17 protein-coding genes, 1 riboswitch and 1 other annotated feature are annotated in these 23,821 nt (G+C 41.6%); of the genes, 15 read left to right on the plus strand and 2 right to left on the minus strand.

Annotated features, from left to right (window positions below):
• Positions 1-36 precede the first annotated feature (36 nt).
• The 9 genes from guaC (at position 37) to CO692_RS15010 (ending at position 14,235) form a co-directional block, all read left to right on the plus strand.
• The gene (gene guaC, locus CO692_RS14965; protein WP_005230038.1) at positions 37-1,014 is read left to right on the plus strand and encodes a GMP reductase; all 978 of its coding nucleotides are present in this window, start codon (positions 37-39) and stop codon (positions 1,012-1,014) included.
• Positions 1,015-1,136: 122 nt separating this feature from the next.
• Positions 1,137-2,237 (plus strand): non-hydrolyzing UDP-N-acetylglucosamine 2-epimerase, encoded by a 1,101-nt coding sequence (gene wecB / locus CO692_RS14970; RefSeq protein WP_096742581.1) that lies wholly within the window; start codon positions 1,137-1,139, stop codon positions 2,235-2,237.
• 389 nt (positions 2,238-2,626) lie between these two features.
• Positions 2,627-2,798: riboswitch (M-box (ykoK) riboswitch) on the plus strand.
• A 187-nt stretch (positions 2,799-2,985) separates the two neighbouring features.
• Entirely contained in the window at positions 2,986-5,577 is a 2,592-nt protein-coding gene (gene mgtA / locus CO692_RS14975; RefSeq protein ID WP_096742582.1) for a magnesium-translocating P-type ATPase, read from the plus strand.
• A gap of 434 nt (positions 5,578-6,011) precedes the next feature.
• The gene (gene pdhA, locus CO692_RS14985) at positions 6,012-7,121 is read left to right on the plus strand and encodes a pyruvate dehydrogenase (acetyl-transferring) E1 component subunit alpha (RefSeq protein ID WP_005231936.1); all 1,110 of its coding nucleotides are present in this window, start codon (positions 6,012-6,014) and stop codon (positions 7,119-7,121) included.
• A gap of 2 nt (positions 7,122-7,123) precedes the next feature.
• Entirely contained in the window at positions 7,124-8,101 is a 978-nt protein-coding gene (locus tag CO692_RS14990) for an alpha-ketoacid dehydrogenase subunit beta (RefSeq protein ID WP_005230047.1), read from the plus strand.
• 25 nt (positions 8,102-8,126) lie between these two features.
• The gene (locus tag CO692_RS14995) at positions 8,127-9,773 is read left to right on the plus strand and encodes a dihydrolipoyllysine-residue acetyltransferase (protein ID WP_096742583.1); all 1,647 of its coding nucleotides are present in this window, start codon (positions 8,127-8,129) and stop codon (positions 9,771-9,773) included.
• 7 nt (positions 9,774-9,780) lie between these two features.
• Positions 9,781-11,187 carry a dihydrolipoyl dehydrogenase gene (gene lpdA / locus CO692_RS15000; protein ID WP_005230052.1) on the plus strand — a complete coding sequence of 469 codons (1,407 nt, stop codon included), beginning with the start codon at positions 9,781-9,783 and terminating at the stop codon, positions 11,185-11,187.
• Positions 11,188-11,297: 110 nt separating this feature from the next.
• Positions 11,298-11,551, plus strand: a binding site (T-box leader).
• A 50-nt stretch (positions 11,552-11,601) separates the two neighbouring features.
• Positions 11,602-12,873 (plus strand): O-acetylhomoserine aminocarboxypropyltransferase/cysteine synthase family protein, encoded by a 1,272-nt coding sequence (locus CO692_RS15005; protein ID WP_096742584.1) that lies wholly within the window; start codon positions 11,602-11,604, stop codon positions 12,871-12,873.
• Positions 12,874-13,035: 162 nt separating this feature from the next.
• Positions 13,036-14,235 (plus strand): MFS transporter, encoded by a 1,200-nt coding sequence (locus tag CO692_RS15010; protein ID WP_096742585.1) that lies wholly within the window; start codon positions 13,036-13,038, stop codon positions 14,233-14,235.
• Positions 14,236-14,307: 72 nt separating this feature from the next.
• On the opposite strand, the gene CO692_RS15015 is transcribed toward CO692_RS15010, so the two are convergent.
• A complete protein-coding gene (locus tag CO692_RS15015) occupies positions 14,308-14,832 on the minus strand; it encodes a type 1 glutamine amidotransferase domain-containing protein (RefSeq protein ID WP_096742586.1) in 525 nt (174 codons plus the stop codon).
• A gap of 218 nt (positions 14,833-15,050) precedes the next feature.
• Between CO692_RS15015 and CO692_RS15020 the strand changes: the two genes are divergently transcribed.
• The 4 genes from CO692_RS15020 to rlmD all read left to right on the plus strand — a co-directional run bounded on the left by CO692_RS15020 (position 15,051) and on the right by rlmD (position 19,676).
• On the plus strand, positions 15,051-15,323 hold the full coding sequence (locus CO692_RS15020; protein ID WP_008381425.1) for a UPF0223 family protein: 273 nt from the start codon (positions 15,051-15,053) through the stop codon (positions 15,321-15,323).
• An 8-nt stretch (positions 15,324-15,331) separates the two neighbouring features.
• Complete coding sequence (locus CO692_RS15025; protein ID WP_081118918.1) at positions 15,332-16,099, plus strand: inositol monophosphatase family protein; 768 nt, start codon at positions 15,332-15,334, stop codon at positions 16,097-16,099.
• Positions 16,100-16,229: 130 nt separating this feature from the next.
• On the plus strand, positions 16,230-18,068 hold the full coding sequence (gene typA / locus CO692_RS15035; RefSeq protein WP_016611080.1) for a translational GTPase TypA: 1,839 nt from the start codon (positions 16,230-16,232) through the stop codon (positions 18,066-18,068).
• 240 nt (positions 18,069-18,308) lie between these two features.
• A complete protein-coding gene (gene rlmD, locus CO692_RS15040) occupies positions 18,309-19,676 on the plus strand; it encodes a 23S rRNA (uracil(1939)-C(5))-methyltransferase RlmD (protein WP_096742588.1) in 1,368 nt (455 codons plus the stop codon).
• A 289-nt stretch (positions 19,677-19,965) separates the two neighbouring features.
• On the opposite strand, the gene CO692_RS15045 is transcribed toward rlmD, so the two are convergent.
• Complete coding sequence (locus CO692_RS15045) at positions 19,966-21,261, minus strand: ISL3-like element ISEfa11 family transposase (protein ID WP_096741998.1); 1,296 nt, start codon at positions 21,259-21,261, stop codon at positions 19,966-19,968.
• 361 nt (positions 21,262-21,622) lie between these two features.
• On the opposite strand from CO692_RS15045, the gene CO692_RS15050 reads away from it, so the two are divergent.
• Positions 21,623-23,284 (plus strand): phosphoenolpyruvate carboxykinase (ATP), encoded by a 1,662-nt coding sequence (locus CO692_RS15050; protein WP_096742589.1) that lies wholly within the window; start codon positions 21,623-21,625, stop codon positions 23,282-23,284.
• Positions 23,285-23,357: 73 nt separating this feature from the next.
• Positions 23,358-23,786 carry a VOC family protein gene (locus CO692_RS15055; RefSeq protein WP_096742590.1) on the plus strand — a complete coding sequence of 143 codons (429 nt, stop codon included), beginning with the start codon at positions 23,358-23,360 and terminating at the stop codon, positions 23,784-23,786.
• Positions 23,787-23,821 lie beyond the last annotated feature (35 nt).

Consider the following 23,821-nt stretch of genomic DNA (forward strand, 5'->3'; position numbering starts at 1 on the left):
TCTTAGTAAGATTTGGAGGATATTTTTATGTTTGACATGAAAGTTTTTGATTACGAAGATATACAACTGATTCCTAATAAGTGTATCGTGAACAGCCGTTCAGAATGTGATACCACGGTGACATTAGGCGGACACTCGTTTAAAATGCCTGTTGTTCCTGCAAATATGCAAACAATTATTGATGATTCAATCGCAGAATTTTTAGCTGAAAATGGCTATTTTTATATTATGCACCGCTTTGATGAAGAAGCACGGATTCCATTTATCAAAAAAATGAAAAGCCGCGGCTTGATTGCTTCTATCAGTGTGGGTGTCAAAGAAAATGAATATGCCTTTGTGGAAGAACTAGCTGACAAAGAGCTTGTTCCTGATTTTATTACGATCGATATTGCTCATGGCCACTCAAACGCTGTGATCAATATGATCCAACACATCAAGAAGCATTTGCCAGCAACGTTTGTGATCGCTGGAAATGTTGGAACGCCAGAAGCAGTTCGTGAATTGGAAAACGCTGGTGCAGATGCAACGAAAGTCGGCATTGGACCTGGGAAAGTTTGTATCACAAAAATCAAAACTGGTTTCGGAACTGGCGGATGGCAATTGGCAGCATTACGCTGGTGTGCCAAAGCTGCTCGCAAACCAATCATTGCAGATGGTGGCATTCGGACACACGGCGATATCGCTAAATCTGTCCGCTTTGGTGCAACCATGGTCATGATCGGTTCATTGTTTGCTGGGCATGAAGAATCACCAGGGGAAACCAAGGTAGAAAATGGCGTTGTGATGAAAGAATACTTTGGTTCTGCATCGGAATTTCAAAAAGGTGAAAAGAAAAACGTAGAAGGAAAGAAAATTTGGATTCAATACAAAGGTTCTTTAAAAGATACGTTAGTTGAAATGCAGCAAGACTTGCAGTCATCGATCTCTTATGCAGGTGGAAAAGATTTAGAATCGATTCGTAAAGTGGATTACGTAATCGTGAAGAATTCGATTTTCAATGGAGATACTATTTAAGCTGGATACGGAAGAAACGGCCTTTTAGCGGTCGTTTCTTTTTTTTGTAGGAACAACCATTTTGTTTTTCTGTTTTCTTCGTTATAATAGAAGCAATGAGAAGTAGAGGAGCGGGTGACCAAATGACAATCAAAGTGATGTCTGTGTTCGGTACCAGACCGGAAGCCATCAAAATGGCGCCACTAGTAAAGGAATTGGAAAACGACCCGCGTTTTGAATCGATCGTTGTGGTGACGGCGCAGCATCGAGAAATGTTGGATCAAGTATTAACGGTTTTTGAGATCACACCAGACTATGATCTGGATATTATGACTTTAGGGCAAACCTTGACAGGGATTACTACCAAAGTTTTGCTGGATCTGGAACCAATCTTGCAAAAAGAAACCCCTGATATCGTACTCGTTCATGGGGATACAACCACCGCTTATGCAGCCGCAACGGCCGCCTTTTATCAGCAAATTCCTGTGGGGCATGTGGAAGCCGGTTTGCGCACATGGAACAAAAAATCTCCTTATCCAGAGGAAGCCAATCGTCAGTTGATCGATGTCTTAGCTGATTTTTACTTTGCGCCAACTTCCCAAAGCAAAGAAAATCTGCTGGCTGAAAACCGCAATGAGGCTGCGATTTATGTAACAGGTAATACCGCCATTGATGCGATGCGTTATACGATCTCGGAGGACTATCAGCATCCAGAACTTTCTGCAGCAGATCAAACCATAATTCTTCTGACAATGCACCGTCGAGAAAACTTAGGTGTTCCGATGCAGCAAGTCTTCCGCGCTTTAGCAAAAATCGCTAAGGAGAAACCAACCATCAAAGTGGTTTTTCCTATGCACAAGAATCCTCAAGTCCGAGGGATTGCTATGGAGATACTTGGGGAACTAGAAAATGTCACGCTGATTGAGCCTTTAGATGTCATTGATTTTCACAATGTTGCCAATCAAAGTACCTTGATTTTAACGGATTCTGGTGGTGTCCAAGAAGAAGCACCGTCGTTAGGCGTTCCTGTTTTGGTCCTGAGAGATACAACAGAGCGTCCGGAAGGAATTGCTGCAGGTACGTTAAAACTGATCGGTACGTCTGAAGCTGCAGTTTATCAAGAAACAAAGCGACTGCTAGAAGATCCAGAAGCTTACAATGCCATGGCACATGCAGAAAATCCCTATGGCGATGGGAAAGCAAGCCAGCGAATCCTGCAGATTTTAGTTGAACATTTTTCGTGAGAGTTAGAAAGAACAATCTCTCAGTATGAAAAACAATAGATGATTAGACAGCTATTTGATAAATGGCTGTCTATTTTTTTGTGCAAGTTTAAGGAATGTACTGTATTATCTTTTTCATTTTCTCGTTCAAGGGGATAGACGAACGGCTTATTGTGCTATGGCTTTTGATAGGAGAAACTTTCTATCTATTCATGAAAAAAGTTTTATCACGTATAAAATCACAATAGTTCTTTAACGTTGTTATTTTATTGTAAGACCTTTCATTTAAAAACGAACGAAAATCTAAGAAAAAAGGGTGCTTTTTTCCATTGTTGCGGTTGACAATGGCTAGGATAGCAGTTATTATGTGGGTAGTTGGAAGGAAGACTTCCGGCGAACTGACATTTTATACAAATAATTGTTAGGTGAGGCTCCTATATGGACACAAGCTGCTGCCGCAAAAGTATCGAGAGATACTTAGTTGGTAGGACAGGTCTAATCGTGAAGGTTAAACCCAAAGTAGCTGATAGCAGATTTGCTATCTACGCCCTATAGTGCTAAAGCTCTACAATGATCATGAGTTTTTTACGCATGCTTATTGGGAGCGTGCGTTTTTTTGTGTCTTTTACGCGCGTTCCACAGTGACTTACCTAATAAAAAGAAAGGAAGATTCACATGGAATACCCCAGTCCCCAGATGAAACAGCGGAGTAGTTATCGAATCGCTAGGGGTGGCGTAAGCAACTCCTAAGTGCTAGGAGGAAAAAAAGATGTTAAAAAAACTATCGAAAGATCAAGAATTAAAATTACTGGCAAAATTGACCGAAAGAGAATTGCTGATGGAAATGCGGACATCTTTCCAAGGGTTATCGGAAGAAGATGCTGCAGAACGTTTGGCAGAGTATGGTCCAAACAAAGTGGATGCGCAAAAACCAACACCTGCTTGGTTGATGATCCTAGGTGCTTTCAAAGATCCTTTTGTGTTAGTTTTGGCATTATTAATGGTTATTTCTTTTGTAACAGGCGATATTGAAGCAGTGATCGTGATGGGAATCATGATTTTGGCAAGTGTCATGATTACTTTCGTCCAAGAATACCGTTCCCAAAAAGCAAGCTTAGCGTTAAAAGAACTTATTGAAAATACTTGTTCCGTCACTCGAGATGGTATCACGAGAGAAATTCCAATGGATGAAGTCGTTCCAGGAGACATCGTCACCTTAGCAACCGGCGATATGATCCCTGCTGATGCCATCTTGATTTGGACCAAAGATTTATTTATCAATCAATCATCATTAACTGGCGAGTCAATGCCAGTTGAAAAATTTGTGGATGCTGGGATCAAAGAAAGTGATGCCCAAATTTCAGCTTTAGACATGCAAGACCTCGTTTTCATGGGTACCGATGTCTTGAGTGGCCAAGGAAAAGCGATTATTTTGAAAACTGGTCAAAGTACATTCTTTGGTGATATTGCTAAAAATGCAACGACGAAACGCGGCAAAACAACTTTTGAAGATGGCTTAACGAAAGTCAGCAAACTATTGTTGCGAATGGTCATGGTTCTTTTCCCGATCGTATTACTGATCAACGGATTGACCAAGGGCGATTGGGGCGAAGCGTTGTTCTTCGCGATAGCAGTAGCAGTTGGCTTGACGCCAGAAATGCTACCAATGATCGTCACCAGCAACTTAGCCAAAGGGGCGATCTCTTTATCAAAAGAAAAAGTGATCGTCAAAGAATTGCCTTCTATACAAAACTTAGGCGCAATGGATGTTTTATGTACCGATAAAACGGGTACGATCACCGAAGATCGTGTTGTACTGGTACAGCATTTAAACCCATTTGGCGTAGAAGATAAACAAGTCCTTGATATGACGTATTTAAATTCTTACTATCAAACAGGGTGGAAAAACCTGATGGATATTGCTGTCTTAAACTACTATGAAGAAGAAGGCTTGGCAGCGCCATTTAACGATGTGACAAAAATCGATGAGATTCCGTTTGACTTCTCACGTCGTCGTTTGACGGTTGTAGTCAATGCAGATGGTCATCAACTGATGGTCACTAAAGGGGCAGCCGAGGAAATGGAACAAGTCTGCAAGTATGTAGAAGTTGATGGCAAAGTGATGGAATTGACTCCTCAATTGAGAGAACAATTGCGTCAAGTGAATTTGCGCTTGAACAAACAAGGAATGCGCGTGTTGACTGTTGCTGTAAAACGGGATGCCCACGCAGATGCCGTTTATTCTGTAGAAGATGAACAAGACATGATCATGATTGGCTTTATGGGCTTCTTAGATCCAGCAAAAGAAACAGCAAAAACAGCGATTGCTTCTTTACATGGTCATGGCATCAATGTCAAAGTGTTGACGGGAGATAATGCGATCGTTGCGCAAAAAGTTTGTCGAGATGTTGGGATCGATGCTGATGAATACTTATTAGGAACCGATATAGATCATCTGTCAGATGAAGAGTTAGCAGAGAAAGCTGCAAAAACCAATCTGTTTGCAAAATTAAATCCAATGCAAAAATCCCGAATCATTGAAACCATTCAAGCGGCAGGCCATACGGTCGGCTTTATGGGAGATGGCATTAACGATGCGCCTGCTTTACGCACGGCAGATGTAGGTATCTCGGTTGATACCGCAGCAGATATCACCAAAGATGCCAGCTCGATCATTTTATTAGAAAAAAGTTTGAATGTCCTTGATAAAGGGGTCATCGAAGGCCGCAAAGTATTTACCAATATGATGAAGTACATCAAAATGACTTTGAGTTCGAATTTCGGGAATGTGTTCTCGATTTTAGTTGCTAGTGCCTTTTTACCTTTCTTACCAATGTTGTCCATTCAACTGTTGGTTCAAAACTTGGTGTACGATATGGCCCAATTGACGATTCCATGGGACAACGTAGATAAAGAAGAGTTAGAAAAACCAGTTAAATGGCAAGTGGGTGGACTATTGAAGTTTACCGTCGGCATTGGACCTGTTAGCAGCATCTTCGATATTTTGACCTTCTTTATGATGTGGCATGTCTTTAGTGCAAATACCATCCAAGAGCAAGCCTTGTTCCAAGCAGGATGGTTTATGATTGGCTTAACGACACAAACCTTAGTCGTTCACATGATCAGAACGAGAAAATTACCATTTATCAAAAGTATGGCATCACCTGCAGTTTTGATTTCAAGTGTTCTAGCGATTGCAGTTGGCTTCTTAGTCATCTTGACGCCATTGCATACCGTCTTTGATTTTGCAGCATTGCCATCAAGCTACTGGCCATGGTATGTTGGTATCAATCTAGCTTATTTAGTAACAGTTGAGTTTGCGAAACGCATTTACATTCATGTCACGAGAGAATGGATTTAAAAAAACAGGTCGGCGTTCTTCCTAACAAGGGGAGAACCGCCGATCTGTTTCTTTTTATCTGTTCTCTGTATTATTTTTTTCTCATATTAAGAAATTTCTCTTAGATTCAAGTCGAATCTTTCACAAGTGATAATAGAAGGATTATACTTAATCTGTTTTGTATAATGATGATTGCTGTACTATTCTTAAATAAAAAAAAGAATCTGAAAAGAAAAAATCGAAGAAAGCGATTGCTTTAATGTGATTAATTTCACTAATGTTTTCTTAAGAGTTGCTACAGTGGGAATTCTTTTATTAAAAAAAATACCCTTTTCACTTGTCATTTTCGAAGTTAAATGATAATTTATAAGAGTAAATGAAATTTCGATAGTACAGATTTAAACCCTGTTACATACGAAAGTGAATTTTTATATCAGAGAGGAAAGTGTGTCAAGATGGCAAAAAAACAAAAAGCACTTGATTTCCAAGCGATTTTGGAGCAAGTCAATGCGGATTTTCCAACTTACCAAGCTTTGGACAAAGACGGGAAAATTGTAAATCAAGAGTTAGTACCAGATTTAAGTGACGACGAATTAGTTGAATTGATGACTCGTATGGTATGGTCTCGTGTATTAGACCAACGCTCAACTGCGTTAAACCGTCAAGGTCGTCTAGGTTTCTTCGCGCCAACTGCTGGACAAGAAGCAAGCCAATTAGCAAGTCAATTTGCTTTTGAAAAAGAAGACGTTTTATTACCTGGTTACCGTGATGTACCACAATTGATCCAACACGGCCTGCCATTGAAAGAAGCTTTCTTATGGTCACGTGGTCACGTTGCTGGGAACCTTTACCCAGAAGATTTAAAAGCATTGCCACCACAAATCATCATTGGTGCACAATACGTCCAAGCAGCCGGTGTTGCTTTAGGATTGAAAAAACGTAACAAGAAAAATGTAGTATTTACTTATACAGGTGATGGCGGTTCTTCACAAGGGGACTTCTATGAAGCAATCAACTTTGCAGGGGCTTACCATGCAAACGCTGTATTCTACATCCAAAACAATGGTTTTGCGATCTCTACACCTCGTGAAGTACAAAGTGCGGCACCAACCTTGGCACAAAAAGCTGCAGCAGCTGGGATCCCTGGTATCCAAGTTGACGGTATGGATCCATTGGCAGTGTACTATGTTTCTAAAGCAGCTCGTGAATGGGCAGCAAACGGCAACGGTCCTGTATTGATTGAAACCTTGACTTACCGTTACGGTCCACATACATTGTCTGGTGATGATCCAACTCGTTACCGTTCAAAAGACATGGACAGCGAATGGCAACAAAAAGATCCATTGGTACGTTTCCGTACTTACTTAACTGAAAAAGGACTTTGGTCTGAAGAAAAAGAAGAACAAGTCATTGAGCAAACAAAAGAAGAAATCAAAGCAGCGATCGCTGAAGCGGACCGCGTGCCAAAACAAAAAGTTTCAGATTTCTTGAAAAACATGTTTGAAGTTCAACCACAAAACATTAAAGAACAAATTGCAACTTACGAAGCGAAGGAGTCGAAATAGTCATGGCACAAAAAACAATGATTCAAGCAATTACAGATGCCTTAGCTGTTGAAATGGAAAATGACAAAGAGATTTTAGTCTTTGGTGAAGATGTCGGTAAAAACGGCGGGGTTTTCCGTGCAACAGAAGGTTTACAAGAAAAATTCGGCGAAGATCGTGTCTTCGATACCCCTCTTGCTGAATCTGGTATCGGCGGCTTGGCTTTCGGTTTAGCATTAGAAGGTTTCCGTCCAGTTCCAGAAATCCAATTCTTTGGTTTCGTATTTGAAACATTTGACGAAATCGTTGGTCAAATGGCGCGTACTCGTTACCGTATGGGTGGTACACGTAATTTACCAATCACTATTCGCTCACCATTTGGTGGCGGTGTGCACACACCAGAATTACACTCAGATAACTTGGAAGGATTGATCGCTCAATCACCTGGTATCCGTGTCGTTATTCCATCAAACCCATATGATGCAAAAGGATTATTGATTGCTTCTATCCGCAGCAATGACCCAGTTGTTTTCTTAGAGCACATGAAACTTTACCGTTCATTCCGTGAAGAAGTGCCAGAAGAAGCATACGAAGTTCCTTTAGACAAAGCAGCAGTCACTCGTGAAGGTTCTGATGTTTCCATCATCACTTATGGTGCGATGGTTCGTGAAGCAATCAAAGCTGCTGACAACTTAGCGAAAGAAAACATCAACGCTGAAATCATCGACTTGCGTACAGTTGCTCCTCTTGATGTTGAAACGATCATCAAATCAGTTGAAAAAACTGGTCGTGTGGTTGTCGTTCAAGAAGCACAAAAACAAGCAGGTGTTGGCGCTCAAGTCGTTTCTGAAATTTCTGAACGTGCGGTTCTATCACTAGAAGCTCCAATCGGACGCGTGTCTGCACCAGATACGATCTTCCCATTCGGTCAAGCTGAAAACATTTGGTTGCCAAATGCAAAAGACATCGAAGACAAAGTGAAAGAAATCGTGAACTTTTAATAGTTGAAGAAGGGAAGAATAGAAAATGGCATTTCAATTTAAATTACCGGATATCGGTGAAGGAATTGCAGAAGGCGAAATCGTAAAATGGTTCGTCAAAGCAGGGGATACCATCAATGAAGATGATACCTTACTAGAAGTTCAAAATGATAAATCAGTGGAAGAAATTCCATCTCCAGTAACAGGAACAGTGAAAAACATCGTTGTCTCTGAAGGTACAGTCGCAAACGTTGGGGACGTCCTTGTTGAGATCGATGCACCAGGACATGAAGACAACGAAGGCGATGCAGGTGTAGCAGCAGAGTCTCAAACACCAGCAAAACCAGCAGCAGAACCTACAACGGAAACGGCTGAAGCATCAGCTGGTTCTTCTGAAGGCGCAGGCGTTTTCCAATTCAAATTACCAGATATCGGTGAAGGGATTGCAGAAGGCGAAATCGTAAAATGGTTCGTTAAAGCAGGAGATACCATCAATGAAGATGATACGTTGCTTGAAGTTCAAAACGACAAATCAGTGGAAGAAATCCCATCTCCAGTAACAGGAACAGTGAAAAACATCGTTGTTGCTGAAGGAACAGTTGCAAATGTTGGGGATGTTTTAGTTGAAATCGACGCACCTGGTCACAACAGTGCGCCTGCTTCATCAAGCGCACCTGCAGAAGCACCAAAAGAAAAAGTGGAAACTTCTGGTTCAGCAAGTGTTGTTGAAGCAGCAGATCCTAACAAACGTGTCTTGGCTATGCCTTCTGTCCGTCAATTTGCTCGCGAAAAAGATGTTGATATTTCTCAAGTATCAGCAACAGGTAAAGGCGGCCGTGTAACAAAAGAAGATATCGAAAACTTCCTATCAGGTGGCGGACAAGCTGCAAAAGCTGAAACTCAAGCTCCTGCGAAAGAAGAAACAAAAGCTGCAGCAACTGAAAGCAAACCAGCAGCTCCAGCAAAAGCCTTCAAATCAAACTTAGGTGATTTAGAAGAACGTGTTGCCTTAACACCTACCCGTAAAGCAATCGCTAAAGCGATGGTAAACAGCAAACAAACAGCACCTCATGTAACCTTGCATGATGAAGTTGAAGTAACAAACCTATGGGATAACCGTAAGAAATTCAAAGAAGTTGCTGCTGCAAACGGCACAAAACTTACTTTCTTACCATATGTTGTAAAAGCATTGACTGCAACAGTGAAAAAATTCCCTATCTTGAATGCGTCAATCGATGATGCAAAACAAGAGATCGTATACAAAAACTATTACAACATCGGTATCGCAACAGATACTGACCATGGGTTGTATGTACCAAACGTAAAAGATGCAGATCGTAAAGGCATGTTTGCTATCGCTGATGAAATCAACGAAAAAGCAAAACTTGCTCATGACGGCAAATTGGCTGCAGATGATATGCGTAATGGTACCATCACAATCAGTAACATCGGTTCAGTTGGTGGCGGCTGGTTCACTCCAGTAATCAACTACCCTGAAGTAGCTATTTTGGGTGTAGGTACGATCGCGCAACAACCAATCGTAAACGCTGAAGGCGAAATCGTTGTCGGACGTGTGATGAAACTTTCATTAAGCTTCGACCACCGTATCGTTGATGGCGCAACAGCGCAACAAGCAATGAATAATATCAAACGTCTATTAGCTGATCCAGAGCTATTAATGATGGAAGGATGATTAACAAATGGTAGTTGGAGATTTTGCTGTTGAATTAGATACAGTTGTAATCGGTGCGGGACCTGGCGGCTATGTAGCTGCCATCCGCGCTGCTGAAATGGGACAAAAAGTAGCAATCATTGAAAGAGAATACATCGGCGGCGTTTGTTTGAACGTTGGTTGTATCCCTTCAAAAGCCTTGATCGCTGCAGGTCATCATTACCAAGAATCTTTGGATTCAACAATGTTTGGTGTAACAAGTGAAAATGTTTCCCTTGATTTTACCAAAACTCAAGAATGGAAAGACAACAAAGTCGTTAAAACATTAACTTCAGGTGTTGGTTTCCTATTGAAAAAACACAAAGTAGAAACGATTGAAGGAGAAGCTTTCTTCGTTGATGATCACACATTGCGTGTCATCCACCCAGATTCAGCACAAACATACTCTTTCAACAATGCAATCATCGCAACAGGTTCTCGTCCAATTGAAATCCCTGGTTTCAAATTCGGCGGACGTGTTCTTGATTCAACTGGCGGATTGGCATTAAAAGAAGTTCCTAAAAAATTCGTTGTTATCGGTGGCGGTGTCATCGGTTCTGAACTAGGTGCAGCTTATGCAAACCTAGGGGCAGAAGTAACGATCCTTGAAGGCTCTCCTCAAATCTTGCCAACCTATGAAAAAGACATGGTCAAATTGGTTGAAGAAGACTTTGCGAAAAAAGGTGTAACAGTCGTTACCAACGCAATGGCGAAAGAAGCAATTGACAATGGCGATAGCGTAACTGTGAAATATGCCGTAGATGGTAAAGAAGAATCAGTTACTGCTGATTACGTAATGGTTACTGTTGGTCGTCGTCCAAATACTGATGACATGGGCTTAGAACAAGCAGGTGTTGAAGTAGGCGAACGCGGATTGATCACGGTTGACAAACAAGGCCGTACCAACGTATCAAACATTTACGCAATTGGTGATATCGTACCTGGTGCTGCATTAGCACATAAAGCTAGCTACGAAGCAAAAATCGCTGCTGAAGCAATCTCTGGTAAAAAAGTTGCCGTTGATTACAAAGCGATGCCAGCAGTTGCCTTTACTGACCCAGAATTGGCTTCTGTCGGTATGACGATCAAAGATGCCAAAGATGCTGGAATTGAAGCAAAAGCATTCAAATTCCCATTCTCAGGTAACGGTCGTGCGTTATCTCTAGGAAAAACTGAAGGATTCATCCGCTTAGTAACAACGGTTGAAGACAATGTGATCATCGGTGCGCAAATTGCTGGTCTAGGAGCAAGCGATATGGTTTCAGAACTTGCTCTTGCTATTGAATCTGGCATGAACGCAGAAGATATCGCATTAACGATCCATCCACATCCATCTCTAGGTGAGATCACAATGGATGCTGCTGAGTTAGCTCTAGGATTACCAATCCACATTTAAGCTTTGTGAAACTCGTTCATCATTTGGTGAACGAGTTTTTTTATCACCAGAAATAAAGCGATCCTATGCTATTGACAGAATCTTCTGGAAATGATACGATGCTCTTAATATTTCAACCGTTGATGAGGAAAGTAAATTGATTTGGCAAGCCTAGAGAGTCTTCGTAAGGTGCAAGAAGAACTTGTAGGATCAATCGAAAATGGCCTCTAAGGTGATCTTCTGAACTTGTACGAAAGATAAGGAGATCCGGGTGCGCCCGCTATCGCGTCAAAGTATAACGACGTTTATTTGTCGCGTACTTGCTGAGAAGCATGCTGAAAAGTCTGCTTGAATAAAGGTGGTAACACGTAAACACGTCCTTTGATATTTCGATATCAGAGGGCTTTTTTATTTGCATTATTAAGGAGGAATAGTATGACAGAAAGATTTGAGACGATTCAATTACACGGAGGACAAACACCAGATCCTACCACAGGGAGTCGCGCCGTACCCATTTATCAAACCACATCCTATGTGTTTGATGATGCTGACCAAGCGGCAGCGAGATTTAGTCTTGGTGAGAGCGGCAATATCTATACCCGTATTACCAATCCGACGACCGCGGCTCTAGAAGAACGATTAGCCCTATTAGAAGGTGGTGTCGGTGCGTTAGCTACGGCTTCTGGCTCAGCAGCGATCACCTATGCAATTTTAAATCTCGCGCAAGCAGGAGATCATATCGTTTCTGCTGCTTCAATTTATGGCGGTACCTATAATTTGTTCGCCCATACATTGCCAGATTTTGGCATCACCACAAGCTTTGTCGATAGTGAAGATCTACCAGCACTAAAAGCAGCCATCCAAGAAAATACCAAGGCAGTTTTTCTAGAGTCTTTAGGCAATCCAGATATTGATATTGCCGACTTTAAAAAGATTGCAGCGATCGCTCATGAAGCCGGTATTCCCCTGATCATTGACAACACCTTTGCGACTCCCTATCTGTTTCGAGGGTTTGAGCATGGGGCGGACATCATTGTTTATTCCACTACAAAATACCTCGGTGGTCACGGGGCTGCTTTAGGAGGGGCTATTATTGATAGTGGCAACTTTGATTGGACAAACGGCAAATTTCCCAAGCTGGTCGATCCCGATCATAGTTACCATGGAATCTCATGGGTAGAAGCCGCTGGTAACGCTGCCTATATCACTCGGGCACGAACGATTCTTTTACGGGATACAGGCGCTGCGATTTCTCCCTTCAATTCATGGGTGTTGCTGTTAGGCATCGAAACGCTTTCGTTGCGGATGGAACGTCATGTAGAAAATGCGCAACAAGTTGCTGAATTTTTAGCCAAGTGCTCGGAAGTTTCTTGGGTTCATTTCCCAACACTGCCAGACAGTCCTTATTTTGAACGGGCGCAGGAGTATTTCCCCAAAGGAACCAGTTCGGTCTTTTCCTTCGGATTAAAGGGTGGGGCAGAAGCAAGCAAAACCTTTTGTGGCGCAACTAAGCTCTTCTCTTTGCTGGCAAATGTCGGGGATGCAAAGTCCTTGATCATCCATCCAGCTTCGACGACCCATTCACAGCTTAGCGTAGAAGAACTTGCAGCAGCCAAAATTCGTCCAGAGACGATTCGCTTATCCATTGGATTGGAAAACATCGATGATCTATTGGAAGATCTCACACAAGCTTTTCAACAGCTCTAAATAGTTGGATAAGTAGGAAAAGCGCAGGATACTATGCTGCGCTTTTTTGTTGTGGGTTAGTGTTTCAAATAAAACTGCGGTTTCTGTTGATAGAAGGATAGTAAATCCATCGGTTCTATGCTATATTTAGTTGCTAAGGAATATGGATAAGGTGGGGGATGTATGCGTAATCATGCAAGTGACAAGAGGATTCGGTTTTACTACATAAGTTTGCAATTTCTTTATTGGATGATGTTTTGCTCAATCTATGGCTTTGCGACACTCTTTTTGATTTATTTCAAGGTCGATCCGGCAAAAATTGGCGGTATTTTAGCCCTAGTCAATATTGCGTCTACGATTTTGCAGCCCTTCATCAGTCAAGTCATTATCAAAAAAAGCAAAGTACCGCTGATCGTTGTCTTGAAAACGATGACAATCGGCGTGGTCACGGTGCTCTTAGCAGGTGTGATTTTCCCTGCATTATCAATACTGACCTATGTTTTAGGAGGGATTTTGCTCGTTTCCATGCAGTCCTTTCTCAACGCCTTGGCGTTTGAATACACGAATAGCGACAACAAAATCAATTTTGGCTTTTCCCGTGCCGGTGGGTCACTAGGATTTGCGGGGACCTCCTTTTTACTGGGGCAGCTCTTGGAGGAGTTTTCGGCAGCCCTTTTGCCTATGATCGCTATCGGGCAGGCCGTTTTGTTTCTCATTATTTTGCTTTTGCTGCCAGCGATCAAGAAGCCAGAAATGCCCGTGATGCTTACTGAACAAAGTCATTCAGGTGCCTTTTTGAAAAAATATCCTTTTTTACTCTTTCTCTTTGTCGGGTTTAGCTTTCTCTTCAGCTTCCACACGATGATCAACAGTTTTTTGGCACAAATTTTTGCCGATATTGGCGGTGGCAGTAAGGAAGTTGGCATCGCCCTGATGATTGCGGCGTTATGCGAATTGCCAGGCATGATTTTCTTTGAACAGTTAGTGAGGATACGGTCTAGCCGTTTTTGGCTGTTGCTGTCCAGTGTTGCCTTTGCCATTCGTGGGGTGCTGATGCTGTTGATCAGCTCCATCATCCTGATGGAAATGAGCCATTTGATGCAAGGGATTAGTTTTGCTTTGTTTATTCCAGCTTCGGCTTATTTGTTCAACCATAGTTTGGCAGATGAAGACCGGGTTTTTGGACAAACGATCATCATTATTGCTACCACGATCGGTGGCGTGATCGGCAATCTTTTAGGGGGGATGCTGATCCAAAGCTTCGGTGTTTGGGAAATGCTTTTGATTGGGACTGGGTTTGCCGTTTTGGGTGCTGCATTGACCTTTATCGGTGTGAAAAAAATCCCTAAAAGCGACAAGAAATTAGCGATCGTAAGCGAATGATCGATAGGTAAAAAAAAGAGTTGCGGCCGTATTTGCTTCGGTCGCAACTCTTTTGAATCTGATCAACGGGTACTATTTCTTTTCTAATACAGCGATAAATTCCCGCATATAGTCTGGTAGATCTGGGGGACGGCGGCTGGAAACGATATGTCCATCCGTAACCACAGGTGTATCGACCCATGTGGCCCCAGCATTTGTCATATCATCTTTGATGCCTGGCGTACTGGTGACTGTCTTGCCTTGCAGGATCTTCGCAGAAATCAAGACCCAGCCTGCATGACAGATTTGACCAATGATTTTTTGGTCTTTGTCCATCGTCTGCACGAAAGAGATGACCTCTGGGAAACGTCGTAATTTATCAGGCGCCCAACCACCTGGAACTAAGATGGCATCGTAGTCATCGGCATGAATATCAGAAAAAGCAAAGGCTGATTCTGCGGGTACGCCGTATTTGCCAATATACGTTTTATGCGCTTCTTCACCGACTAAATCGACTTGTGCGCCTTCTTCCCGTAACCGATGGACCGGATACCACAGTTCTAAATCTTCGAAATCATTGTCGACTAAGGCAATGATTTTTTTGTTTTCTAAACGCAAGAGAATTCCTCCTTTAGGTTGCTAACACAAGTGTAACAAATGCCTAGAAAAACAACAAAATATCCGCTTTGCTGTCAGTAACTAAACGAGCAGAGTGATTCTTTGTTAGTTTTTTTTAGAGAATTACCTATAAAAAAATGCTTGTACTAAAGAACCTCTTTTCGCCTATAAGAGGTTTTATGGTACACTGGAAGAGAAAGAAACTAGAGGTGAAAACTATGCGGGATTATCAATATCCTCTTGACTTAGATTGGTCGACAGATGAAATGGTCGTCGTCATGAAGATGTGGGAACGGTTAGAACAAGCCTATGAAAAAGGCCTTCCTAGCAGTACGTTTCTTGAGGCGTATCAAGCCTTTAAGAAAGTCGTTCCCAGCATTGGCGAGGAACGCCGTTTAGGTAGAGAATTTGAAGAACTATCAGGCTATTCGTTATACCATGCCGTGCAGGCAGCGAAAAAGACTGAGGGAAAACTAAAAATGAAAGGATAGATCAACGAATGCATGAAATCGTTAATGAAGTTCGCCAGTGGATGATCGCTGCAGGCGAAACGATCAAAGACAATTTAAATAAAGAAGACTTGGTGGTCGAGACAAAATCAGGACGGAAAGACTTAGTGACAGAATTGGATAAAGCCACGCAAGATTTTCTGATTGGTAAGATCCAATCCTATGATCCGGATGCCAAAATTTTAGGTGAAGAAAACGGACTGGACACACTTGCTGACATGAGTGGACGGGTCTTCATCATTGATCCGATCGATGGAACGATGAATTTCGTATTGGAAAAAGAAAACTTTTGTATCATGATCGCGATTTACGAAGAGGGCAAAGGGCGCTTTGGCTTTGTCTATAATGTCATGAAAGATGAATTCTTATGGGGTGGTCCAGAGATTGGTGTCTATAACAATGGCAAGAAGATCGAACCGCCGAAAGATATTGCCTTATCCGAAGGTCTCGTTGGCTTGAATTCACCCATGTTGATCCACAACCGCCACCACGAAACCGAGGTCAGTGACAAAGCATTAGGCATTCGTATGACTGGCTGTGCTGGGGTAGAGCTGATCGCCCTCGCTAAAGGACAAAGAGCAGGCTATCTTTCTCATCTTGCGCCATGGGACTATGCGCCAGGGGGCGTTTTGTTAGAAACCCTTGGATTAAAAATGGCAAACATCAAAGGAGAGCCGCTATCCTTGAATGGACGGGAATTGTTCGTAGGCGGTACACCGAAAGCTTTTGAAGAATTATTGGCGATCGTCAATCAATAAGAAAAAACCAGATATTTTTTTTTATATCTGGTTTTTTCTGTAAAAATGAAAACTTTGCACTATATTTCAGAAAGAAATTCTGGTATAATGGCTTGTCGAGTGCAATGTCACCAAAAAAGGAGTTTATAAATTGAATATTAGAAATGATATCCGCAACGTCGCTATTATTGCCCACGTTGACCACGGAAAAACTACATTAGTTGATGAATTATTGAAACAATCCCAAACGTTAGATAGCCATACCCAATTACAAGAACGGGCGATGGATTCAAATGCGATCGAAAAAGAACGTGGTATCACGATCTTAGCGAAAAATACAGCGGTTGAATACAACGGAACCAAAATCAATATCATGGATACCCCAGGACACGCGGACTTCGGTGGTGAAGTAGAGCGGATCATGAAAATGGTCGATGGTGTTGTTTTAGTTGTTGATGCTTATGAAGGTACGATGCCTCAAACACGTTTCGTATTGAAAAAAGCGTTGGAACAACATTTAGTCCCAATCGTTGTTGTTAACAAAATCGACAAACCATCTGCTCGTCCTGAGCACGTGGTAGATGAAGTCTTAGAACTATTTATCGAATTAGGTGCAGACGATGACCAATTGGACTTCCCAGTGATCTACGCTTCAGCGATCAACGGGACCTCAAGTGAATCAGATGATCCTGCCGATCAACAAAAAACGATGGCACCATTGTTTGATACGATTATCGAACATATTCCAGCGCCAATCGACAACAGCGATGAGCCATTGCAATTCCAAGTATCTTTACTTGATTACAATGACTACGTTGGACGTATCGGAATCGGACGTGTCTTCCGTGGAACGATCAAAGTTGGTGACCAAGTTGCTTTGATGAAACTTGATGGCCAAGTGAAGAAATTCCGTGTCACAAAATTATTCGGTTTCTTCGGTTTGAAACGTTTAGAAATCCAAGAAGCGAAAGCTGGCGATTTGATCGCTGTTTCTGGGATGGAAGACATCTTCGTTGGTGAAACAGTCACACCGATCGATCACCAAGATTCATTGCCTGTTTTACACATTGATGAGCCAACGTTACAAATGACCTTTGTCGTGAACAACTCACCATTTGCAGGTCGTGAAGGGAAATTCGTAACCGCTCGTAAAATTGAAGAACGCTTGATGGCGCAACTACAAACAGACGTGTCTCTACGTGTTGAACCAATCGGACCAGATTCTTGGACTGTTTCAGGACGTGGCGAACTTCATTTGTCGATCTTGATCGAAAACATGCGTCGTGAAGGCTTTGAATTGCAAGTTTCTCGTCCAGAAGTTATCGAACGCGAAATTGATGGCGTGAAATGCGAACCATTTGAACGAGTGCAAATCGACACACCAGAAGAATACATGGGTTCAGTGATTGAATCACTAGGGATTCGTAAAGCAGAAATGCAAGATATGATCAATACAGGAAATGGACAAGTACGGATCATTTTCTTAGCACCAGCTCGTGGCTTGATCGGCTATACGACAGAATTCTTATCAATGACTCGCGGCTACGGTATCATGCACCACACCTTCGACCAATACTTGCCAATGATTCAAGGGCAAATCGGCGGACGCCACCACGGCGCACTTGTATCGATCGATACAGGAAAAGCAACGACATACTCAATCATGAGTATTGAAGAACGTGGAACGGTCTTCGTTGAACCAGGTACTGAAGTATATGAAGGAATGATCGTCGGCGAAAACTCTCGTGACAATGACTTAACGGTCAATATTACGAAGGCAAAACAAATGACCAACGTCCGTTCAGCGACGAAAGACCAAACATCTGTCATCAAGAAACCAAGAATCCTTTCACTAGAAGAATCATTGGAGTTCTTGAACGATGACGAATACTGTGAAGTAACACCAGAAAGCATTCGTTTGAGAAAACAAATCTTAAACAAGAGCGAACGGGAAAAATCACAGAAAAAGAAAAAAACAGCTGACAAATAAACAATGATCGAGGTTTTTACCAACTTCTGATCTGTTCGATTTTCCGAAGGATGGAAAAGGGATTGCTCCTGTGGTGCAGCGGCTCTTCGCCGCAACCCCTAGAAAAGCAATCAGCCGATTTCCCTCCTTCGGTTCTTTTTTGCACGTCTACCCGATCTGTTGAACCGTTAAAATAAGCAGCGCTTGCAATTTCGACCATTCCTTTTTAAAATGGAGAAAGTAAGCACAAAGGAGAAATCTATGAAAAATTATCCTGTTAAAAAGAATCAGGAACTTGAAGTCGATATTTTGGACCTTTCCCATGAAGGAAATGGGATCGCCAAAGTCGATGGGTACTTATTATTTATTGAAAACACCCTGCCAAATGAACGTGCCTTAGTCAAAGTGTTGAAAGTCGGCAACAAATTTGGTTTTGCCAAAGTGATGAAACTGTTGCATGCAAGTCCTGATCGGCAAGAATTACCGAATGAAGCATTGTTGCGCACCGGGATCGCCCCGTTGAGTCATTTGAGCTATGACAAACAATTAGCCTTCAAACAGCAGCAAGTAGAGAATGTTTTGGCTAAAATCGCCAAACTGCCTGAAATCAAGGTCAATGAACCAATTGGGATGGAAAAACCATTTGGTTATCGCAACAAAGCGCAAATCCCTGTGCAAAAGATTCATGGAAAATTAACGACTGGATTTTACCGCAAAAACAGCCATACTCTGGTACCGATCGAAGACTTTTATATTCAAGATCCAAACATCGATCAAGCAATCATCAAAGTCAGAGATATTTTGCAGCGGTTCAATGTCAAAGCCTACAATGAAGAAGCCCATGAAGGTTTCTTACGCCACATTGTCGTGCGTCGTGGGCATCACTCAGGTGAAATGATGGTCGTATTAGTGACACGTAAACCGAAATTCTTCAAGGGAGAAGAGATCGCGGAAGTGATCCACGAAGAGATTCCAGAAGTTGTTTCTGTCATTCAAAACATCAATGAAGAAAAAACCAATGTGATCATGGGCGAATTCGAGCGTGTGTTGTATGGCAAGTCATCGATCGATGATCAATTATTAGGTAAAACCTTCCAAATCTCAGCGAAATCTTTCTACCAAGTCAACACAGCGCAAACAGAAGTCTTGTATCAAACCGCCTTCGAGATGGCGCAACTGTCTGAAAATGATGTCGTTGTGGATGCTTATGCAGGAATCGGAACGATTGGGATTAGTTTGGCTGATCGCGTGAAAGAAGTGTTAGGGATGGAAGTCATTCCTGAAGCAGTGAACGATGCCAAAGCCAATGCCAAAAGAAATGGTGTCGAAAACGTGCATTACTTTATCGGTAAAGCCGAAAAAATCATGCCGCAATGGCTACGCGAAGGCATTCAACCGACGGTCGTCTTCGTTGATCCACCTCGCAAAGGTTTAGATGCCAGCTTTATTGAAACGACCGCTGCGGTTAAACCAGAGCGCATCGTCTACATTTCCTGCAATCCAGCAACCTTGGCTCGTGACCTCGCGTTGTTTGAAGAAGAAGGGTATGTGACAAAAGAAGTCCAACCTGTTGATTTGTTCCCACAAACGACGCATGTGGAGTGTGTCGTGTTGTTAGAACGTCGTTAAGAAAAACGAGTTCTTTTCAGTGATTTTGACCGTGAGTTCTTTTTATGGTAATTGTCATAAAGTCTTACGATAAAAAAGTTACTAGAGAAAGCGAATCAATTGAGAAATAAGCAACTATAACCCATCTGTCTATCTAATTACGTCGATTGTGACGTTTGGAATGGATGAAATATAAAACCAGAAACTGGAACAGAAAGAAATTCTTTTGGCTCTTTGTCAATAAGGACTGATGAGTTGTGCAAAATCAAATCTGGGTCAGAATGAACCACATTCTGGCTCAGATTTTTTGTTATCTTACATTGATTAATTGATTGATCAAAAAGATTCTAATTCTCATGTTCTCGAATGATTTAAATCCGTAGGATACTCGTTTCATTGTCTTTATGTGGGTATTCTTCGCTTCTATTTTTCCATTGGAATAAGGATAGATCATTGCGTTGGTGATGCCTTCTTCATGGGTAAGAAGGTTTTGAAGCTTTTCCCGAAAGCTGTCATCTAACGTTTCGGGAAGTTCTGCCAATAAGGAGAAAAATAAGTCAGGGTCTTTGTCTCGAAAGGCTTCAACTAATTCATGAAAAAAGGGATACGCCTCCTTTAGGGGCGGAGAAAACTCAAGCAATCGATCAATCATCATTGCTTCAGTAAGAAATGGGTATTTTGGTGCTCGGAAACTTTTCCATGTTTTGTATTCATAATGGTTGATGTTTGCACGATTTTTTAGCAAAAAGCGCCAGTTCTTTTTCAGTTTTTCTGCCTGGCTTTTCTGTCCGGCTTTACGAAGTCCATTCATTTCACGGATACGCAACTCATTGAACGCTTGATTCATGTGTTTGACAATATGAAACCGATCAATCACTACTTTCGCATTTGGCAGAACACGTTTGGTGAGCTGGAAGTAGGCGGCGTTCATGTCTGTCACCAAGAATTCTACTTCTTCCGGATTGGTACAACCTAAGAAATAACTTGTTAATCGGGGTAATTTACGCGTAGGCAAAACATCTATTAATTTTCCTGTTTCGCCATCTGCACAAATAAAGCTCATTTTATCTTCTATGGAAGCATGCGAACGAAATTCATCAACCATCAATACTCTTGGGAGAATCTTCTTAGATTGCTTTGGTAAATAGCTTTTAAACTCTTTCAATGTACGAATAACGGTGGTCAAAGATACCTGACAGCTTTTCGCAATAAAAGATAAAGATACTTTTTCAGTCAGTAAAGAAGCAATTTTATATCTAACATGATTTGCGATTGAATGTCTGGGTTGGACAAAATAACTTTGAGCAGTCCAATGGGTGCGACAGTTTTTACAGGTATAGCGCTGCTTTTTTAGGCGCATAACCAAAGGCATATGATTGTATTGTTCAAAACGGACAATCGTTTCCTTCTTCCCATTTTTCACTATAATTGCTTTCCCGTTTCCATCTACCACAGTAGAACCACAACTTCTACAAGCACGAGGAGTAGGCGAGAGAACAGCATCGACGACCAACGTCTTTTTCTTCTGAAGGGTCTCGTAAGAGACCTCTGTAATCATCAAATCTTTCTCTATTATTCTCAGCATTTTTTTGATAGAATCATTCATATAGCATATCGTCCTCTCAGTTGTTTATTTTGTGGTGATTTAATCATACTAGAGAACGATATGTTTTTTAATACCTAAAATGAAAATGGGGCTGAAGAATCAATTCTGATTCATCAGTCCCATAAATTATAGAGCCATTCTTTTTTGTTCCAGTTTTTTTTGTTCTTTCTCATTATTGATGAGCGGGGACAAAATCAATGCAAAAAGCAGGGAAGCTACAAATATGCAGACAGCCAAATCCTTTAACAAAATGGTTTGTCGGCAATTTATAGTTAATGTGTATAAAAATATGGCATAGCGTGATTAGAAAGTATTATAATAAACGTAGTGAATAGAAAATTTTTGTTAGGAGGGATTGCACATGGCAACGATTCATGCATTTTCACACAAAGAGATTACACCGCAAAATACGCATTTGTCTAGTTTTAAAGTGTTGATAGAGTCAGCTTTTTATGGGAACAATGTCACTTGGATTCATGATCTAGCCACTGCCTATCACTTAGCAAAAGAATCTTCTGGCGCTATTCTTACGGATATGCCGGTCACCCACACCAAGGAGTTAGGACTACCAGAGGATGCAAAAGTCATCGTGTTTAATGACGGAAAAGTGGTTGGACGGACAGCGGCAGCTCGACGCATCATCGGGCATCCTGGAATCCAGCGAGAATTATATGAAGACATTTTGCGAGATGCCTTATACCAAGGAACCCGCAAGCAATTTTATGGTGGTGAAGTTGTTGTAGGATTAGATGAAGCGTTTATGGTCAAAGCTCACCTGTTGATACCAGAGCACTATGAAACCAACTTTTACTCTTATTTGTTGAATTTTCAATTGATGACGAAATCATGGGAAGAAAGGTACCAACGTTCCAAAGAATATCCAGAGACGGACATTTTTTTGTACGCTGATCCAGATTGGTCTCATCCTGATTTTCCTTATGGACTGTCTCTTTTTGATCCTGAACACAATGTTGCGGCAGTCTTAGGTTTAAACTATTTTGGTGAATTGAAAAAAGCGACATTAACTTTGGCTTGGGCTACCGCGCATCGCCATGGCTTTGTGGCGTGTCATGGGGGAATGAAGCAGTATCAGTTACCGAATCGAACATTTACGATGGCTGCTTTTGGTCTTTCAGGATCAGGAAAATCGACTATCACATTGGCAGAACATGATGGCAGATATGAGATCAAGGTTCTGCATGATGATGCATTTGTGATTAATCAAACAAATGGTGCCTCCACGGCTCTGGAGCCTTCTTATTTTGATAAAACGCAAGACTATCCACTAACCAACCCAAATGTCCGCTACTTTATCACCTGTCAAAATGTTGGCGTTACTTTGGATGAGGAAGGAAAGAAGGTCCTTGTGACCCAAGATATTCGTAACGGGAATGGTCGAACCGTCAAATCACGGTATGTCACACCTAATCGGGTGGATCATTTAGATTCGCCAATCGATGCCGTATTTTGGATCATGAAAGATGACACGCTACCTCCTGTAGTAAAAATTGACGATCCGATTTTAGCCGCTGTTTTTGGTTTGACCTTAGCTACGAAGCGTACGACAGCTGAACATGTTGTCGAGACCACGGATATAGATAAACTGGTCATCGAACCTTATGCCAATCCATTTAGAGTCTATCCCTTAGGGGAAGATTTTGCCCATTTCATGCACTTGTTTAAAGAAAACCAAACGGCTTGTTACATTCTAAATACAGGCTTTTACAAAGACAAGAAAGTCACGCCTGAAGTCACGCTGACATCGATTGAAAAAATTGTTGAAGGTGAGGCTAAATTTAAAAATTTCGGCGGGATCACCGAAATGAGTTTCCTGCCAGTAACAGGCTTTAAAGTCGATTTTCAAGATGCCTCCTATGTTGCTCATTTAAGAGAGCGGATGCAAGGACGGCTGGACTTTATTTTGGCTCAAGAGACAGAAAACGATGGCTATAATAAGTTGCCTAAAGATGTAGCAAAGGCAATGGAAAAGGTGATTTCTAAATTAAGTGAGCTTCCTAGCTAATTCAGTTGAATCAAACTTCCGCAAGCGGCTTTTTTCCTGAAACACTTAATTTGTTAGCCAGAAAGGAGCGAATATGAACATTCAGTTTCACCATATCCAAATTACAGTCAATGATGTAAAAAAAGCAGAAGGCTTTTATGATCAATTATTTGCACTATTAGGTTTTGACCTTCAAAAGAAATATTCTGGGTATTTAGAACATGCCGAGATGGAAGTAGTAGAATATATAGGGGATTCATTTGATTTCGGTATTTGTTCCCCACGAAAAGAATGGAAGAACGAGAAAATCGATTCAAGAAAACCTGGCTCTGTTCAGCACATAGCATTTAAGGCGGAAAGCCGCGAAGTAGTAGATGCGATTTTTCCCAAAATAAAAGCTTTAGGGGTAAAGATCCTTCACGATCGACCAATGGAGTACAAAGAGCGCATCGCACCTAACTACTATGCCTTATTCTTTGAAAACCCAGAAGGCATTCGTTTTGAACTATTTCATTATGCCTGATTCTTTAAACTAAAAGAGCGTGGCATGAACTTGTT

It is taken from the genome of Enterococcus sp. FDAARGOS_375 (assembly GCF_002393265.1).
In the GTDB taxonomy this organism is placed as follows: domain Bacteria; phylum Bacillota; class Bacilli; order Lactobacillales; family Enterococcaceae; genus Enterococcus_D; species Enterococcus_D innesii.